General features: G+C 44.7%; 18 protein-coding genes and 1 pseudogene. 11 read left to right on the top strand and 8 right to left on the bottom strand.

What is annotated here, in order from left to right; all coding sequences use genetic code 11:
- Positions 1 to 63 precede the first annotated feature (63 nt).
- Positions 64 to 1542, bottom strand: a complete 1479-nt coding sequence (locus MUK70_RS21770) for a M61 family metallopeptidase (protein ID WP_234655124.1) — start codon at positions 1540 to 1542, stop codon at positions 64 to 66.
- A gap of 108 nt (positions 1543 to 1650) precedes the next feature.
- Here MUK70_RS21770 and MUK70_RS21775 point away from each other — a divergent pair, with 108 nt between their 5' ends.
- The 10 genes and pseudogenes from MUK70_RS21775 (at position 1651) to MUK70_RS21820 (ending at position 9390) form a co-directional block, all read left to right on the top strand.
- Positions 1651 to 2298 (top strand): hypothetical protein, encoded by a 648-nt coding sequence (locus MUK70_RS21775; protein ID WP_234655125.1) that lies wholly within the window; start codon positions 1651 to 1653, stop codon positions 2296 to 2298.
- Between the two features lie 112 nt (positions 2299 to 2410).
- Positions 2411 to 3034, top strand: a pseudogene (locus MUK70_RS21780) (acetyltransferase); the annotation flags it as partial.
- An 83-nt stretch (positions 3035 to 3117) separates the two neighbouring features.
- Positions 3118 to 3669, top strand: a complete 552-nt coding sequence (locus MUK70_RS21785) for a YceD family protein (protein WP_234655126.1) — start codon at positions 3118 to 3120, stop codon at positions 3667 to 3669.
- A gap of 156 nt (positions 3670 to 3825) precedes the next feature.
- Positions 3826 to 4020: a 50S ribosomal protein L32 gene (gene rpmF / locus MUK70_RS21790; protein WP_084439466.1), complete on the top strand. Its 195-nt coding sequence runs from the start codon at positions 3826 to 3828 to the stop codon at positions 4018 to 4020.
- Between the two features lie 132 nt (positions 4021 to 4152).
- Positions 4153 to 5091, top strand: a complete 939-nt coding sequence (gene plsX, locus MUK70_RS21795; RefSeq protein ID WP_234603009.1) for a phosphate acyltransferase PlsX — start codon at positions 4153 to 4155, stop codon at positions 5089 to 5091.
- Positions 5092 to 5179: 88 nt separating this feature from the next.
- Positions 5180 to 6175 (top strand): beta-ketoacyl-ACP synthase III, encoded by a 996-nt coding sequence (locus tag MUK70_RS21800; protein WP_234655127.1) that lies wholly within the window; start codon positions 5180 to 5182, stop codon positions 6173 to 6175.
- A 26-nt stretch (positions 6176 to 6201) separates the two neighbouring features.
- Positions 6202 to 6768 carry an elongation factor P gene (efp, locus tag MUK70_RS21805; protein ID WP_234603011.1) on the top strand — a complete coding sequence of 189 codons (567 nt, stop codon included), beginning with the start codon at positions 6202 to 6204 and terminating at the stop codon, positions 6766 to 6768.
- A gap of 34 nt (positions 6769 to 6802) precedes the next feature.
- Complete coding sequence (gene accB / locus MUK70_RS21810) at positions 6803 to 7285, top strand: acetyl-CoA carboxylase biotin carboxyl carrier protein (RefSeq protein ID WP_234603012.1); 483 nt, start codon at positions 6803 to 6805, stop codon at positions 7283 to 7285.
- Between the two features lie 35 nt (positions 7286 to 7320).
- Entirely contained in the window at positions 7321 to 8664 is a 1344-nt protein-coding gene (gene accC / locus MUK70_RS21815; RefSeq protein WP_234603013.1) for an acetyl-CoA carboxylase biotin carboxylase subunit, read from the top strand.
- Positions 8665 to 8790: 126 nt separating this feature from the next.
- The gene (locus MUK70_RS21820) at positions 8791 to 9390 is read left to right on the top strand and encodes a Uma2 family endonuclease (RefSeq protein ID WP_234655128.1); all 600 of its coding nucleotides are present in this window, start codon (positions 8791 to 8793) and stop codon (positions 9388 to 9390) included.
- Between the two features lie 10 nt (positions 9391 to 9400).
- Here MUK70_RS21820 and MUK70_RS21825 read toward each other — a convergent pair whose 3' ends face one another.
- The 6 genes from MUK70_RS21825 to MUK70_RS21850 form a co-directional block, all read right to left on the bottom strand.
- Entirely contained in the window at positions 9401 to 9634 is a 234-nt protein-coding gene (locus MUK70_RS21825; RefSeq protein WP_234655129.1) for a DUF5618 family protein, read from the bottom strand.
- A gap of 84 nt (positions 9635 to 9718) precedes the next feature.
- Entirely contained in the window at positions 9719 to 10162 is a 444-nt protein-coding gene (locus tag MUK70_RS21830; protein ID WP_234655130.1) for a helix-turn-helix domain-containing protein, read from the bottom strand.
- 1 nt (position 10163) lies between these two features.
- The gene (locus MUK70_RS21835; RefSeq protein ID WP_234655131.1) at positions 10164 to 10496 is read right to left on the bottom strand and encodes a type II toxin-antitoxin system HigB family toxin; all 333 of its coding nucleotides are present in this window, start codon (positions 10494 to 10496) and stop codon (positions 10164 to 10166) included.
- Between the two features lie 99 nt (positions 10497 to 10595).
- The gene (locus tag MUK70_RS21840; RefSeq protein WP_234655132.1) at positions 10596 to 11903 is read right to left on the bottom strand and encodes a Gfo/Idh/MocA family oxidoreductase; all 1308 of its coding nucleotides are present in this window, start codon (positions 11901 to 11903) and stop codon (positions 10596 to 10598) included.
- A 129-nt stretch (positions 11904 to 12032) separates the two neighbouring features.
- Positions 12033 to 13355 carry an Nramp family divalent metal transporter gene (locus MUK70_RS21845; protein WP_234655133.1) on the bottom strand — a complete coding sequence of 441 codons (1323 nt, stop codon included), beginning with the start codon at positions 13353 to 13355 and terminating at the stop codon, positions 12033 to 12035.
- A gap of 78 nt (positions 13356 to 13433) precedes the next feature.
- Positions 13434 to 14894 carry a BCNT domain-containing protein gene (locus tag MUK70_RS21850; protein ID WP_234603020.1) on the bottom strand — a complete coding sequence of 487 codons (1461 nt, stop codon included), beginning with the start codon at positions 14892 to 14894 and terminating at the stop codon, positions 13434 to 13436.
- Between the two features lie 147 nt (positions 14895 to 15041).
- Between MUK70_RS21850 and MUK70_RS21855 the strand changes: the two genes are divergently transcribed.
- The gene (locus MUK70_RS21855) at positions 15042 to 15446 is read left to right on the top strand and encodes a gamma-glutamylcyclotransferase family protein (protein ID WP_234655134.1); all 405 of its coding nucleotides are present in this window, start codon (positions 15042 to 15044) and stop codon (positions 15444 to 15446) included.
- Here the strand turns inward: MUK70_RS21855 and MUK70_RS21860 are convergent.
- Complete coding sequence (locus MUK70_RS21860; protein ID WP_234655135.1) at positions 15430 to 16203, bottom strand: type III pantothenate kinase; 774 nt, start codon at positions 16201 to 16203, stop codon at positions 15430 to 15432. The two genes, MUK70_RS21855 and MUK70_RS21860, sit on opposite strands and share 17 nt — an antisense overlap.
- Between the last annotated feature and the right edge of the window lie 29 nt (positions 16204 to 16232).

Consider the following 16232-nt stretch of genomic DNA (forward strand, 5'->3'; position numbering starts at 1 on the left):
TCAGCTGTCGGCATACACGGATGCATTTCGAAAGCCGATGGCCGACTGCCGAAAGCTGCCCCCCTACTCTTCCTCTTCCTTCTCTTCCTCCGTCAAAACCTGTACTGTTCCGAGCCATTTATCCCTTTGTAATTTGGCTTTGAAATTATCCATGACATTCAATTGAATGTTCCCATTACTGAACGTCGACATCTGCAGCCCGACAAAGGCAAGCGCCTCGTTTAATTTATTTTCCAGCGGTGTACTAGAGAAAATACAGTCATTCCAATACCATTCGAGCGATTCTCCGGCCACCTCTTCTACGATATCGATGTAATCCTGTAATGTATAACCAATAAAAGGCTTACCAAACCGCGTCCAAAGCAACTGCATAACAGTATCCAGTGATTGTGTATGGTCCGTGTTTTTTCTTAAATAAAGGTCCAGGATAAGCGCCACCAATGCGCCTTTGTGATATACGGATACTTTTCTGTTCGGAATCCCTTTTTCATAACCGTCCAGCCAAAGGTCAAAAGACGAATCTGTCAGCGAATGGGTAGCGTGCGAGCTGTTCTCGAAATGCCTTTTCATGTAAACCTGCAATTCCTTGATGTAGATTTCTTCTGTAAAAACACCAGCGCGTTTCAGGAAGATATCTCCGTAGTAAGTGGTGCAGCCTTCCGCCACGAAACATGTGCGGAAATAGTTTTCTTTGGTAAAATCATACGGCAACAACTCAGCAGGTCGGATGCGTATAATGTTCCACGCGTGAAACAATTCATGCGAGCTCACGCCCAGCAGATCTGAATAAAGCCCTTCGCCCTCATCATCCGGCCCGAGCACGATCATTGTGGAATTGCGGTGTTCAACTCCGTGGTAGAATGCAGTAGGCAGGATTAAATTAAGAAAATGGTAATCTTGTTCGGGGAACTCGCCCATGGTTGCGATCTGCTCTCGGGAAAAACGACGGAAATCGCGCTTAATGCGGTGCCAGTTGGGCTGCAAGTTACCGTGCATCCATATCTTAAATTTTACCCCACGAACCTCGTAGTGCCGTTCCTGCAATGTTTTCGAAGCCAGCAACGGGCTATCGACCAATTGATAAAAGTCGTTTGCCTTTAAAACATTTCCCTTCGCCGGAAGCCCGCAGGCGATCTGGTAACCCTCCGGTAATTCGAGCTCAACAGTGTATGCTTCATCGATGCGCCCCTCGGTATACATGCAGAAATTGATGAAATTGAGATACCACAATTCCTCGTCTACGTAACTGCTGCCTGCATTTTGGATGACTGCGTAGAATGTATAGCGGATCTTGATTTCTTTTTCTCCTGCCGTTGCAACCTGCCAGCGGTCTTTCGTTACTTTATGAATGTGGAGTTTCTGATCGGTCGTGGAGATCGCTTCAATAAATTGAATATTTTTGGCGAAATTTTGTATTTCATATCGTCCGGGCCTCCACGCAGGCAACTGAATTTCGATAAACTCTGCATCAATTTCAGGTATAGTGTAAGTAATGTTGATTAAACGAGACTGCGGATCAGATACGTAAATATTATAATGCATAGAGAATGAAAGGTAATTTGAGGAGTGGGTAGCACTAATTCAGGTGTAAACCAAAATTTGGAATTTCTACGTTACCAGTTACAATAATATAAAATAAACGATTTTAAGATGAAAAGTAAAATCCTCCTGTTATGCTCGGTCGTGTTTGGTATTTTAATCAGTCCGGCATTAATGGCGCAAGATGATGAATATTACCGCCCCGACTCGCTGCGGAAAGAGAAACCCGAAGAAGTGGAAAGGCCTCCTGTTGAACAAAGAGAAGTGGTTGAGAAAAAACCATTGGCTGAATTTAAAGACCGTCCGTTTGTTGACAGATTAAGGCTGGGAGGCAGCTTTGGGCTAAGCCTGGGAACGGTTACCAACATTAACCTTTCTCCCATGGCCGGTTACGAACTTACCGAAAAGCTGGTTGGCGGTGTGGGTGTGACGGGAATGTATTTCAGATACAAGTATTATGATATAAACACGCTTTATTATGGAGGCCGAGCATTCCTGATGTATTCGGTGGTTCCTGTGGTCAATATAATTGCCGAAGCAGAAGTGCTGAATGTTGAAGGATCTTACCAAAAGCGACAGTGGTTGACCTCGCCGCTTGTCGGAGCGGCCTACTCACAGCCAACGGGCGGTCGATTTATTAAAGCTGTACATTTCACAGCTTTATTTAACTTGAATTACAACAATCAGATCGATAAATACAGCGGCCAAAACCTTTCGCCGTACGGAAGCCCCTTCGTTTTCCGGGTAACATTTCTTTAAGGATTCTGAATTATACCATATATAATGAACCACTGTGTCACCGCAGTGGTTTGATTTTTTACCACCAATAGGAAAGCCTGCTTAATGCGGCTCTACATTAACAAATTGTATTATGGAAAACCCCGTTCTGATTTTCGGTGCCGGCGACCTGGGCGTTCAGGCATTGGATATATTTAAAAGGAATAATGTGCTCGTTTATGGCCTTCTGGATGATCATAAGGAGCTGCATGGCAAAGAATTTGGTGACGTGAGTGTGTTGGGAAATACAGACGATGCCGGTTTTCTAAGCATATTGGGCAGTAAATGTGAAGCATTTGTTGCCATCGGAGAACGTTCGGTACGCGAACGATTGGTAGAAACATTGACAGACGAGTACAAAACAATGCCCATTAACGCGATCCACGACAGCGCATTGATCTCGGAAATGGCAACCATAGGTCACGGGAATCTGGTTGGCGCACGCGTCACGGTGGGAGCGAAGTCTAAAATCGGGCACCATTGCCTGGTGCAAACAAGTGCCGTGGTGGATACATGGGTGCAAATTGGTGATTATGTGACGATTGGCGCAGGAGCAATTATTAATGACCGTGCTAAAATCGGAGATGGCGTATTCATCGGATCAGGTGCAATTATCGTGGCTGGAATTGAAATTGGCAAGAATGCGCGGATTGGCGCGGGCTCGGTTGTGGTTGAGAATGTGCCTGCTAAGGCCACGTATTTCGGCAATCCGGCACGTAAGGTCTGAGGTCAATAAAATTCCCCCATAGTTTTTTTATTAAATCGAAAGACATTACCTTTGCAGTCCTTTTGACAGAAAAAGTGAAAGAGCTAAGTAAATACAACATAGACATTTACGGTTTGGAAGACAAACAGTATGCCTATGAAATGGAGTCGGGAGATGCATTTTTCCAGGAACTGGATCAGGATCTGATTGAGTTTGGCCATTTCAAATCGCATGTTGTGCTGAAAAAATCTGCTACAATGATCCAGCTGAATTTTCATACAGTTGGAAGTGTAACGCTGACCTGTGACAGGAGTCTGGAACCATTTGAGGAACCGATTGACTCCAACGAACGCATTATATTGAAGTTCGGCGATCACAATGAGGAGTTAACGGATGAGATAGAGATCATAGATCGCAATACGACAAGGATTAACGTAGCCCGTTATCTTTTTGATTTTGTAGCGCTCTCTCTTCCATTTAAAAAGATTCATCCGGATTTGAGGGGTGAGGAAGAAGAGATTGATCCATTGGATGAGGCGGACGGAATTTTGGTATATTCATCAGAAATCGCTGAAAGTGACGAGAAGGAAGAAGACGAAAAAATTGACCCACGCTGGGAAGCATTGAAAAAGCTGAAGGGCGAATAACAATACCCGCCGCCCCAATTCATCGGAAACGGCCAATGACCGGCCAGTGACCGTCGGTTTAAACCGACGGAAAAGAGCGGCAAAAGAAAAACAATTCCCGTCGGTTTAGGCCAACGAAAAAAAACAACAACAAATAAACATTAGAAATAAAGCATCATGGCACATCCTAAGCGGAGACATTCCACAAGCCGTCGCGACTCGCGCAGAGCACATGATTTCCTAACAGGAAAACAATTGGGCACTGATTCTTCAACAGGAGAAATTCACCAGTTCCACCGTGCACACGTTCACGAAGGTAACCTGGTCTACAGAGGTAAAGTTGTAGTTGAAAACTATTCCAAAACGGTTTAGATTCAGTCGATGAGTATATTAATTTCGCAGCAGCCGTATAAAAGTTGTTGCGAAATTCTTTTTTACTACGGCACATCTGCTAAATTTACACCTTCGATTTCTAACTTATTAGTCTAAAATAACAGCGTGTAAATGAAAATTGCGGTAGATGCTATGGGGGGAGATTTGGCTCCACAGGCAATTGTTGAAGGGGTTATTCAGGCCGCTTCTGAACTACCATCCGAGGCGAGAATCGTTTTAATTGGCCGTGAAACTGCGATTTGGGACATTTTTAACCAAAATAATTTCACTCCTACTAATGTTGACGTCGTTCACGCAGAAGATGTTATTGAGATGGGGGAACATCCAACCAAAGCCCTCTCTCAAAAACCCAATTCGAGCATCGGCATCGGCTTTAAGCTTCTGAAGGAAAAAGAAGTTGACATTTTCTGTAGTGCCGGTAACACCGGGGCTATGCACGTAGGAGCGCTTTTTAGCATTAAAGCGATCGAAGGAATTATAAGACCAGCTATTGCAGGATTTGTGCCACAAGTTGACGGCAGCTATTCAATTATGCTGGATATCGGTGCTAATGCCGATTGCAAGCCAGAAGTGCTTGCTCAATTTGGAGAAATAGGCTCTATTTTTGCCCAATATACTTTTCAGATAGATAAGCCGCGGGTTGCCCTGATGAACATTGGGGAAGAAGAACAAAAAGGTTCTCTCACAACCCAGGCCACTTATCCCCTACTCAAACAAAACAAGCGAATCAATTTTATAGGAAATATTGAGGGTAAAGATCTCTTTACCAATAAAGCTGATGTTATTGTAACTGACGGCTTTACAGGCAATGTTTTATTTAAATTGGGCGAATCATTCTATGAAATTTCCAAGCAGCGGGGTTTCAGCGATGGGTTCGTAGACCAAACAAATTACGAATCCATTGGCGGAAGCTCGATCATTGGCGTGAATGGCAATGTAATGATCGCTCATGGAATATCATCGCCAATCGCCATAAAAAACATGATCGGCTGGGCTTATAAACAGGTTAAGTCGAAAGCATATTTGCATATTGCGCAGGCATTGAATTGATTTCCAATTGCTGATAACCACGAAATGAATAAACTGATTCTTTCCTTTTTACAAAAACCTATTCGGATTTTGAATAGTTAAATTTATCATGATCCACATAAGAGCCTCTATAACAGGAATACAAGGGTATGTGCCTGATTATATTTTGACAAATGCCGAGCTTGAAACAATGGTTGCGACAAATGACGAGTGGATCGTTAGCCGCACCGGCATCAAAGAAAGGCATATCCTCAAAGGCGAAGGTTTAGGAAGTTCTCATATGGGTGCCGAAGCTGTGAAAGGATTGCTTGCCAAAACAAACACCCTTCCCAGCGAAATTGACCTGCTGATCTGCGCTACCACAACCCCCGACTTTATTTTTCCATGTACAGCCAATCTCATTTGTGACATGGTGGGAATTAAAAACGTGGGAAGTTTTGACATTCAGGCAGCTTGTTCAGGTTTTGTTTATGCGCTTACCCTGGGTTCTCAGTTTATTGAGACAGGAAAATATAAAAAGATCGTCATCGTAGGCGCCGATAAAATGTCTGCGATTGTTGACTATACGGATCGTAAAACTTGTATTCTTTTTGGAGACGGAGCGGGTGCTGTTTTGCTGGAACCTGACACAGAAGGAAACGGGATCATTGATTCCATCATAAAATCAGACGGCGCGGGTTACCCTTACCTGAACCAAAAAGCAGGAGGAAGCCGCTATCCGCCCACGCATGAAACCATTGATGCCCGTTTGCATCACGTATATCAGGATGGTGCTCAGGTATTTAAGTTTGCTGTGACCAATATGGCCGATATTTCGGCCGAGATCATGGAAAAGAATGGCCTCAGCGGTGATGACGTGACATGGCTTGTGCCGCATCAGGCAAACAGAAGAATTATAGAAGCAACGGCGAACCGCATGGGTGTGGGAATGGATAAGGTGATGGTTAACATCCAGAAATATGGAAACACAACCTCCGCAACCATTCCGCTATGTCTTTGGGATTATGAATCACAATTGAAAAAAGGTGATAATCTTGTCCTGGCAGCCTTTGGAGGCGGATTTACGTGGGGTTCCATTTATTTGAAATGGGCCTACGGCGAATAAATATCAATACTAATTTTTGAATTAAAATGGCAACTACCGCAGATTTGCGTAACGGATTAGTGATCAACTTTAATCACGATCTATTTCAAGTAATTGAATTTCAGCATGTAAAACCTGGAAAAGGCAATGCATTCGTTCGTACTAAGCTGAAAAGCCTTACTTCCGGCAAAGTTTTGGACAATACATTCTCCTCCGGCGCAGGCATTATACCGGTTCGTGTGGAGAGACATAAATTTCAATTTCTTTACAAAGATGAAATGGGTTTCAATTTCATGAATGCGGAGACATTCGACCAGGTTTCAATCGATGAAAAGCTGATTACCAATGCTGATCTGATGAAGGAAGGCCAGGAAGTTGAAATTCTGATCAACACAGAAACTGACGCTGCGCTTCTTTGCGAATTGCCTCCTTTCGTTGAGCTAACCGTAACATATTCTGAGCCAGGACTGAAAGGCGATACAGCCAACTCCCCCAAGAAAGCAATCGAGGTAGAAACCGGAGCGCGAATTATGGTTCCTTTGTTCATTGAAGAAGGCCAGAAGATCAAAGTCGACACACGCACCTACGACTACGTAGAAAGAGTAAAATCATAGCTCAGCGATCATCCCACAGTTTAATCTTGACTAAATGGAAACCAAAGAAATCCAAAAATTGATTGACTTCATTGCCCAGTCGGGACTTGATGAAGTGAACATTGAAACAACCGATTTGAAAATAAAGGTGAAGCGTTACGGTTCTGCGCCAACAGCATCATTATCTTCATCACAAGCGGCACCAGCTCCATCGTATGCGCCAGTTACGCCGACAACAGCTGTTACGCATTCAGCTCCTTCTGAGCCTACGGTTTCCTCAGAGCCAGCATCTTCCAATCTGATTACGATAAAATCGCCGATGATCGGCACATTCTACCGCGCTTCAAGCCCTGAAACGCCTGCCTTTGCTAACATTGGTGATGAGATCAAGCCAGGCAAAGTGGTTTGTGTGATCGAAGCGATGAAGCTTTTCAACGAAATTGAATCGGAAATCTCAGGAAAAATTGTAAAAATATTGGTTGAAAACGCCACTCCGGTAGAATTTGACCAGCCGTTGTTCCTGGTAGAGCCTGTTTAAGGCAATGGACGATCTATAAAACTTAATTGATTTTCATGTTTAAAAAGATACTCATTGCCAACCGGGGCGAGATCGCCTTGCGTGTTATCAGGACTTGTCGCGAAATGGGCATCAAAACGGTTGCCGTGTATTCCACTGCCGACCGTGATAGTCTGCACGTTCGCTTCGCAGATGAAGCCGTTTGTATCGGCCCGCCGCCAAGCCGACAGTCTTATCTGAGCATTCAAAATATCATTTCAGCTGCCGAAGTTACCGGCGCAGATGCAATACATCCAGGTTATGGATTTTTGTCTGAAAATGCTGAATTCTCTCAAATATGCGCCGATTACGGCATCAAATTTATCGGTGCAACTGCCGCCCAGATCAATGGGATGGGTGACAAAGCCACTGCAAAGGCAACCATGATTAGCGCCGGTGTTCCGGTTGTTCCGGGTTCGGAAGGACTTTTGGATTCGGTTGAACATGGCAAAATGCTGGCAGAAGGCATTGGTTATCCTGTGATTGTGAAGGCAACTGCCGGAGGTGGTGGCCGGGGAATGCGGATCATTAACAAGCCCGACGAATTTGAAAAAGCGTGGAATGATGCCCGCACAGAATCTGCTGCGGCATTTGGAAACGACGGTTTATATCTTGAAAAATTTGTAGAAGAACCCCGCCACATTGAAATCCAGATCATTGGAGATCAGTTCGGTAAAGTGTGCCACTTGTCAGAACGCGATTGCTCTATCCAGCGTCGTCACCAGAAATTGGTTGAAGAAACACCTTCTCCTATCATTACCCCGGAATTGCGCGAAAGAATGGGTGCAGCCGCCATCAAAGGCGCGCAAGCCATTGGTTATGAAGGAGCCGGGACGATTGAATTCCTCGTTGACAAGCACGGCGAATTTTTCTTCATGGAAATGAACACCCGTATCCAGGTTGAACACCCGATTACAGAAGAAGTAACTGATTTTGACCTGATTAAGGAACAAATAAAAGTTGCTGCGGGCGAGCCAATCTCAGGCGTTAACTATACGCCAAAGCTTTTCGCTATGGAGTGCCGCATTAATGCAGAAGATCCGGCCAACAACTTCCGTCCGGCCCCGGGCAAAATCACAAACTTGCATTTCCCAGGCGGTCACGGCGTTCGGATTGATAGCCATGTTTACAGCGGCTACACGATTCCCCCGAATTACGATTCCATGATTGCCAAGCTGATCGTCAGCGGCCAATCGCGCGAAGAAGTAATCACCCGTATGAAGCGTGCGTTACAGGAATTTGTCATCGAAGGAATCAAAACAACCATTCCTTTCCACATTAAGTTAATGGATGATCCGGGTTTCAAGTCCGGGAATTTCACAACGAAATATTTGGAGACGTTTGATTTCTCGACGCTTTAAAAATATAAATAGTTACATTGTTAAAAGCTGGCAATAATTTGTCAGCTTTTTTCGTGCCTTCGCCATGCACATTGTTGTACCGATCAATTCTTGAAAAATTTGTAGTTTTACTCAAAACCAGATTCCATGTCAGCTTTGATTACAGACCTTAGCCAGCTTGATCCTAACGGAACTTTCACATATGCTGATTACATTCGATGGAGAATTGAAGAACGAATTGAGCTGATCAAAGGTAAAATTTTCAAGATGTCGCCTGCGCCGAATCTGACGCATCAGCGCATATCGACCCAGCTGCAAGGTGCGATTTTCAACTTCCTTGCTGGTCGGTCCTGTGATCTTTTTAGCGCGCCATTTGACGTAAGGTTATATAATTTAAGCAAATCAGCCGTTGAGAATAGCGATATATATACGGTTGTCCAACCTGACCTCTGTATTGTTTGTGATAAAAATAAGCTCGATGAGAGAGGCTGCCTGGGAGCTCCGGACCTGGTAATTGAAATTTTATCGCCAGGAAATTCCAGAAGAGAAATGGATGATAAATTTGAGTTGTACCAAGAATGTGGCGTCCGGGAATATTGGCTCGTCGAGCCAGCGGAGTATGCCGTTTTTGTATATGTCCGCAATGAAAAGGGAGAATTCATCGGCTTGAAACCAGCAACCAAATCTCTGCAATCAAGCATCTTTCCGGAGCTTGTTATTGATTTGGATAAAGCATTTGGAAAGTAAAAGCCTTATCCTATATCATTACTTCTTTAATCGTCCTAACCGAAGGCGTCCCATGATAGTAACCTGCTAAATGCAATGTATCGTAGGCTTCGTTTAAATAAGACAGCAATGTCTTGTTGTTCTTCCTGAGGCGGTTGCGATAATCTTCAATGCTTTTAGGCTTCACAAATTTTACACCTTCTCGTTTCTTCAAATATTCATCAGCTATCATGAGCGCAGCATTGTAAGCAGTTCCCGATGCCATTTGAACATATTTAATGTCTTTATACTCAATCCCTTCCTTCTACGCCTTTGTACTCAAATCTCCCTCGTATTCGCAAGATACCTGTCAATTTCCAGATACTCCATGTGCGTGTATTTGTTTGTTAAATTGGTTACTTCTTAGTGGCAATAAAACCAGCTCATAAGGTCGGTTAAATGCTTTCTGGTTCACTTTGAATCGATCCGCCAGCTTTCTGATAACGTCTTTGGACATTCCTTTTCGATAATGCAGAATATCCGACACGTAGCCTTTGCTGACATTCAAAAGCGCAACCAAGTCCTTTGCCTTCATTTGATGCTCCGACATTAGTGATCGCAAAACGATAACAGGGTCAGATTCTTCAAAAGTATCCGTTTCGGAATCATATTTTTCGATCAGGACGGTTAGCAGGTCGATCTCGTCCTCATTTTCAGAATGGCTGTTGCCGCTAAGCAAACATTCCAGCTGCTTGCAATAGTTGTCGTACTGCTCTTTGTCTTTAATCACCTTGTATTTAAGTGTTTCTACCATCTCAATATGCATTTACATGATACTGTCTCTGCTCCTTACATAATGTGGTGTAAGCTGCATGCGTCCCAATCCAGCAGACAAAAAGATGTGCCTGCCTTTCGCCAAAAACATACGTACAAATCATTCTGCAATTGTTTCCGGCAATATTAAAAACCACCCTATTCGTTCCGTTTCCTAATAAATCAGCAGATCCGAAAGTGCCTTTTATATCTTCTGGCTTATCCCATTCTGCATATTTGACCTTCGTAAGCCAGTCGCCGAAGGAAGATCGGCATTGTGGATTTGAAATGACAAAGTCCTCGATAGTGGCCCTTTTTATAAGGTGAACTCTCATGAAATAGTGTGTAAATATAATTAGAAAGTTAGCAAAAAGAGAACTTTTGCTTGATAAAAAAAGCCTGGCTTTTACCAGGCTTTCAAATATACACAAACCCTACACAGTAGCAGGCAGTGAGTACGGTGCTCGATATTTTCTAGTCAAATACTTATTCGCATCATCATCATTTACAAACTTCTCAGTCTTAGGATCGAAGGTTAACGCTCTTCCCGTCCGATATGCAATGTTTCCTAAATGGGCGAGGCCGGAGGACAAGTGCGCGGTTTCCACGGGGCCATTAACCATTTTTGGGTCTTTGGCAATGACGGCATCGATGAAGTTTTTGTAGTGGTCGCCGCCAGCTTTGCGCGTGGGGCCTGGTTTCTTCTCTTTGCCCAGGAATGTTTCGTAGAAATCGTAGCCTTTTACGACCATATAGCCCTCGGAACCATAGAAAATATTGCCGATCCCCGTGCCGCCCTCATCGTTGGTCATCCAGGGGCGTACTTCGAACTCAATGATTTTTTTCTCTTTGGGATATACAAATGATGATGTGAGCACTTCCGGTGTTTCTTTGGCATCATTCCATAGAAATTTGCCGCCCGAAGAAGTTATTTTCTCTGGAAAACTATCCACGCCGAGGCCCCACATACACATATCCGTTTCATGAATCCCCTGGTTTCCAATGTCTCCATTGCCGTAATTCCAATGCCAGTGCCAATCGTAATGCACATAGTTTCTGGAAAATGGTTTCATCTCCGCGGGACCTGTCCAAAGGTCATAATTAAGTCCTGCCGGAACGGGCTCGGTGCCTTTGTCGCCGATGTCCGGTCTCCACTTGTATACCAACCCTCTTGCCATGTAAACATTACCGATCAATCCGTCGCGCAAATGTTTGACTGCCTCCTGCAAAGCCTCGGAGCTGCGTAACTGGACGCCGTGCTGCACAACCCTTTTGTATTTATGCGCGGCCTCTACCAGCTTACGCCCCTCGCCAAGATTATGGGAACCAGGCTTTTCTACATACACATCCTTCCCTGCCTGACAAGCCCATATCGCAGCCAAAGCGTGCCAGTGGTTAGGCGTTGCAATACTTACGGCGTCAATGGTTTTATCTTCAAAAACCTTCCGAAGATCATTTTCTGTCTTGACCTTTTTACCCGTTTTCTCCTCAAACTCCTTCGCCCGCGTTTGCAGCACGTTATTGTCAGGATCGCACAGCGTAGCCACTTCTACATTCGCCAGATTTGTAAAGCCTTTAATATGGTCCTTCCCGCGGCCATTGACACCTAACACTGCTACACGCACCCGATCATTGGCACCGAATGCGCTGGCCGGAATAATGTAGGGAATCGAGAGGGCAACTGCGGCCCCAGTGGAATTTTTGATGAAATCCCTGCGAGAAACTTCATTTTGTTTGTTCATATTCAGGAGATTTAGGATGGCAACGAGATGAGTTAATTCTATATAAATGAGACGATTATTTGCATAGCTTCCCTTAGTAACCTATGTTAAACAATACCATTATTTTCTGTTTTAGTACTATTTACATGCTCAAAGAATTTGAATGACACCATATGCGCTCACCATCAGGATCGACACAACGCTCACCCAAAAGAAAATATCGTAGGTTAATGTGGGTTTCAACGAGGCAGGCAATTCTTTGAAACGAAAAACGAGCGAAACGTAGACGATCAAAAGCAACAGAATCGAAGTTGCTATTCCGCCCAAAATAACCATTAAAACCGGTGACTGAATAAAAAGATAAAGTATGCACCAGGCCGCAGGCAAAATCCACGATAGAATCGCAATGCTTCTGCGCTGATTTTCCGCGGTATCAAATTTCATCCAGCCCAATTCTCCGAATGCGTCACCCCAAACCCTGGCCCAGCTTGCCGTAGCCGTGAAAAGGGTAGAATACAAAACAAAAAATGCCCCAACCAAAAATAGGTTTTTAGCCCATGGCCCAAGCGTTTCCGTAAAGATCCGGGACAATACATTAATCATTTCATAACCTTCCGGAACAGCGCCTCCACGGTGTAAAACCGCTGCACCTAATAAATAAAACGCAGCGGTCACCACCGTATAAACGACCATGGACAAAACCGCATCCAGATACATAACATTAAACCAGCCTTTCGCCCGCTCCGCCCATGCCGGTGTCCCGTCATTGGGCCCTGTATAAGCCGCATAACCTTTTTCTATGCACCAGTAATTGTAGTACATGATCTCATCCCCACCCACGCCGGTGATTCCGAACGCACCAAATGCAATCGCTACCAAACCAGTGGGCAACGAAAATTGAAGACCTGACTTAATCTGTTCCCAATGAATAGCATATCGGGTGCCTTGCAACAGGATCAATGATACAAGAATGACGGCTGTGAAAAGAATGATCATCACCAATGATCCCTTTTCCACGAGTCCGTAATGGCCGCGATAAACGAGAAAAGAAGTGATCAGGACAGCAAGGATGGCCCACACATTCACCGAAACCGCCGGCCAGGCCATATGCAAAACAATGGCAACGCCGCCAACGATCCCGCCCACCTGCAGCAATTTCAACCCTTGTAATGAAAGCCACAGCCAAATGCTCCAATGCGCTCTCCCCCACCTGCGACCGGGCAGCTGGTTGAAATTATGCATCATGAACGTTCCTGTGTAAATGGCGTTTTTACCAAATTCCAGCTGCAACGCCACTTTGACCAGACAACTCACAATGATGACCCAGAAAGTGATAAAACCGGCCTTAGCGCCGAGCGCAGTGGTGGCGATGAGCTCGCCCGAGCCCACAATTGCTGCGGAAAGTATGAAACCGGGGCCGAGATATTTGAGTCTTCCCGTAAAGGTGGAAGGAGGAGAGAGAATCCTGCTCATCTTGAAGCTTTCTTCTGAAAAGCAACACGATGTGCAGGACTACTTTTATTTTGTTATTTAAACTATTAATGGAATAAATCAAAGATTGCCAACGGCCTGATGAATCTGCTTGACCGTATCTTCGTAGTTATCGTCGTTAGGCAAACCAAACAATGACTTTTCCTTAATGATCTTGGCAACATTCTCAGGAACAAGCTTTTCCCAACCCGGTTCGCCCCGCTTGATCTTTTCAAGCACACTATCCGTGGTAATATGCATGTGTTCCTTGTTGTAATTGACAATGTCCTCAATTTTATCATTGATGACCAAATATTGGAATAACGGCCTTAAATGATCCGGAACAACGAAATTAGCACAGCTATAAACCGATCCGTCGGGTTGTAGTGTGGGGTAAATGAAAAGCTTCACCTTCCTGCTGAACAACGTTGCAAAAGATTCCAGAATGCCTCCTGGAAGCGATTGGTAATGTTTTTCTTCAAAAATATCCTGCAAGCTCGGACTTCCCAGCAAAAGCCCCGCTTTCAGCTTGGTAAGGCGGGAAAGATAGGCCACCAGGCGATAATACTCGTGATGGTTGGAGATCATTACCATATGTCCCAATGAACAAAGGATGTCCACCCGGTCCAAAAAGTCTTTTTCGTCAATGTCGCGGTCACCGCTTTTGAGGTTATGCAACGTCAGCTCCGATATCAGCACCACTTTTGATTCGTCCACGTCCTCCTCATCCAGAAACTGCTTCTGTCCATTGCTGATCAGGTCAATGTGCACATTGGTAATGGGCCTCAACCGGCCGCGCATCATAAGAATGTGCTTTTTATACAACGCTTCCGAAGGCTGCAAAACACCGCCGTCGCTGCCAAACAATGCTGCATCCGTAAAGCCGTTTTTCACGAGCCTGAGACTCATTAACCGGTTATCCACTTTCGCAAAGTCCGGCCCGCTGAAACGCACCATATCAATTTCAATGCGATCCGTCGTCAGATCGTCCATCAAGGACAGCAGGAGCGTTTCGGGAGATTTATAATAGAAAAAACAGCCGTACATGAGGTTAACCCCAATAATTCCCAATGCCTGCTGCTGTAAAATATTCTCATCATCGCGCATCCGCACGTGGATCACAACGTAATTTGTCGGGTCCATAGGAGAAAGCTGAAACTGCAATCCGATCCAGCCGTGTGATTCATTGGTTTTCTGAAAATTGAGGGCAACAACGGTGTTTGCAAATGCAAAAAACTGGCTCTCTTCACCGCGTTTCTCCGAAAGACGCTTTTCAACCAGATTGTACTCGCGGTTGAGCATTTTCATCAGGCGGGATTCCACTACATATCTTCCGCCTTCTTCTGTCCCATATATTGCATCACTGAAAGTCATATCATAAGCAGACATCGTCTTCGCTACCGTTCCTGACGCCCCGCCTGCCTTAAAAAAATAAGCAGCTGTTTCCTGACCCGCCCCTATTTCTGCAAAAGACCCGTAAATCCTGCGATCCAGATTGATCCTTAACGCTTTTTGTTTTGTACCAAGGTTCTTTTCGTACATAACTGTATATTAGTAAGATGAAAAGCAATATGTGTAAATATAAGAAAAATACAGTTAACAGTCGATTACGGCTGACTGACTTCAACTAGTAAAAAGGAAAAGTTCTATAATTATTGTATTGGCTTCGGCTAATGTTAATTCATCGTTATGGATGCACATGCTACTTATCTGTTCACTTATGGCACCCTGATGCAGGGTTTTGATAATCCGTTTGCCGAACGGCTTCACAACAATTCCGTTTTTGAAGGAACGGGTCATTTTCCTGGCTTGCTTTATCTCATATCCTGGTATCCGGGGGCAGTTTTTGATGCAGATTCTCCCACAAAAGTGCACGGCGAGATTTACAGGCTTTCCTCCCTCGAAGCGCTGATTGTGGAACTGGACGATTATGAAGATGTTTTTGAGGATGAAAACAGCAGCTTATATCTCCGCAAAACGGTGTCGATCACGAAAGAAAGCGGTGAGACGGTCGATTGCTGGGTATATCTTTACAATCAGCCAGTAACCGGATTGCCATTGATCGAAGAAGGCTGTTTCAAGCGTTTGGGTTGAGGCGTTCGCCAATAATTCGGAGACCGTCCAGTGTTAAATTACTGTCAATTTCTACAAATTCATCCTGCAATGTTTCAATGATGGACGAAAGTCCTCCGGTGGCTACGGCAATGCATTCGCCGCCCATTTCCTGCCTGATCCTTTGTAAAAGCGATTTCACAAGTCCTTCATAACCCAATAAAATCCCAGCCTGAATAGCCTCTGTTGTATTTTTCCCAATGGCTGTTTTAGGTAAAACGAGCGGCACTTCCGGTAACTGGGCAGTGTTGGCAAAAAGCGCCTTAACGGCTGTCATCAGGCCCGGGAGGATCGCAACGCCCAATATTTTCCGGTCTTTCGAAACGGTTGTAAATGTTAGTGCTGTGCCAAAATCCACAACCACACAATTTTCCTGGTAACGCGTCATAACCGCCACTGAATTAGCGATCAAATCCGCGCCGATTTCATGCGGATGATTGATGGCTATGGAGAGTTCGGGGTAAGTGTCCGGGCCTACAACGATGATTTCATCGCCGAACATGGAGCGGAGCATTTTCTGGATAATGGGCGTCATAGCCGGAACGACGCTGCTGAGCACCACCGTGTCCACATCGCCAAACCATAACCCTGCTTCCAAAAAGTGCAGCCGCAGCCTGGATTCGTAATGTGATTGGTTTTCCTGGACCAGCGAACGCATGCGCCAGATATATTCCCAGTCACCCGATTGGTAAAGCCCAAAAACAGTGTCGGTGTTACCAACGTCAACGGCTAAAAGCATAGCAAAGAATTTACAATTGCAGACAAATT

Source organism: Dyadobacter chenwenxiniae (genome assembly GCF_022869785.1).
GTDB classification, from domain to species: domain Bacteria; phylum Bacteroidota; class Bacteroidia; order Cytophagales; family Spirosomataceae; genus Dyadobacter; species Dyadobacter chenwenxiniae.

Excerpts from the sequence above, each read along its gene's own strand:
- MUK70_RS21770 (WP_234655124.1), bottom strand. The coding sequence starts at position 1,542 with ATGCATTATAATATTTACGTATCTGATCCGCAGTCTCGTTTAATCAAC.
- MUK70_RS21775 (WP_234655125.1), top strand. The coding sequence starts at position 1,651 with ATGAAAAGTAAAATCCTCCTGTTATGCTCGGTCGTGTTTGGTATTTTA.
- rpmF (WP_084439466.1), top strand. The coding sequence starts at position 3,826 with ATGGCACATCCTAAGCGGAGACATTCCACAAGCCGTCGCGACTCGCGC.
- plsX (WP_234603009.1), top strand. The coding sequence starts at position 4,153 with ATGAAAATTGCGGTAGATGCTATGGGGGGAGATTTGGCTCCACAGGCA.
- MUK70_RS21800 (WP_234655127.1), top strand. The coding sequence starts at position 5,180 with ATGATCCACATAAGAGCCTCTATAACAGGAATACAAGGGTATGTGCCT.
- efp (WP_234603011.1), top strand. The coding sequence starts at position 6,202 with ATGGCAACTACCGCAGATTTGCGTAACGGATTAGTGATCAACTTTAAT.
- accB (WP_234603012.1), top strand. The coding sequence starts at position 6,803 with ATGGAAACCAAAGAAATCCAAAAATTGATTGACTTCATTGCCCAGTCG.
- accC (WP_234603013.1), top strand. The coding sequence starts at position 7,321 with ATGTTTAAAAAGATACTCATTGCCAACCGGGGCGAGATCGCCTTGCGT.
- MUK70_RS21820 (WP_234655128.1), top strand. The coding sequence starts at position 8,791 with ATGTCAGCTTTGATTACAGACCTTAGCCAGCTTGATCCTAACGGAACT.
- MUK70_RS21825 (WP_234655129.1), bottom strand. The coding sequence starts at position 9,634 with ATGGCATCGGGAACTGCTTACAATGCTGCGCTCATGATAGCTGATGAA.
- MUK70_RS21830 (WP_234655130.1), bottom strand. The coding sequence starts at position 10,162 with ATGGTAGAAACACTTAAATACAAGGTGATTAAAGACAAAGAGCAGTAC.
- MUK70_RS21835 (WP_234655131.1), bottom strand. The coding sequence starts at position 10,496 with ATGAGAGTTCACCTTATAAAAAGGGCCACTATCGAGGACTTTGTCATT.
- MUK70_RS21840 (WP_234655132.1), bottom strand. The coding sequence starts at position 11,903 with ATGAACAAACAAAATGAAGTTTCTCGCAGGGATTTCATCAAAAATTCC.
- MUK70_RS21845 (WP_234655133.1), bottom strand. The coding sequence starts at position 13,355 with ATGAGCAGGATTCTCTCTCCTCCTTCCACCTTTACGGGAAGACTCAAA.
- MUK70_RS21850 (WP_234603020.1), bottom strand. The coding sequence starts at position 14,894 with ATGTACGAAAAGAACCTTGGTACAAAACAAAAAGCGTTAAGGATCAAT.
- MUK70_RS21855 (WP_234655134.1), top strand. The coding sequence starts at position 15,042 with ATGGATGCACATGCTACTTATCTGTTCACTTATGGCACCCTGATGCAG.
- MUK70_RS21860 (WP_234655135.1), bottom strand. The coding sequence starts at position 16,203 with ATGCTTTTAGCCGTTGACGTTGGTAACACCGACACTGTTTTTGGGCTT.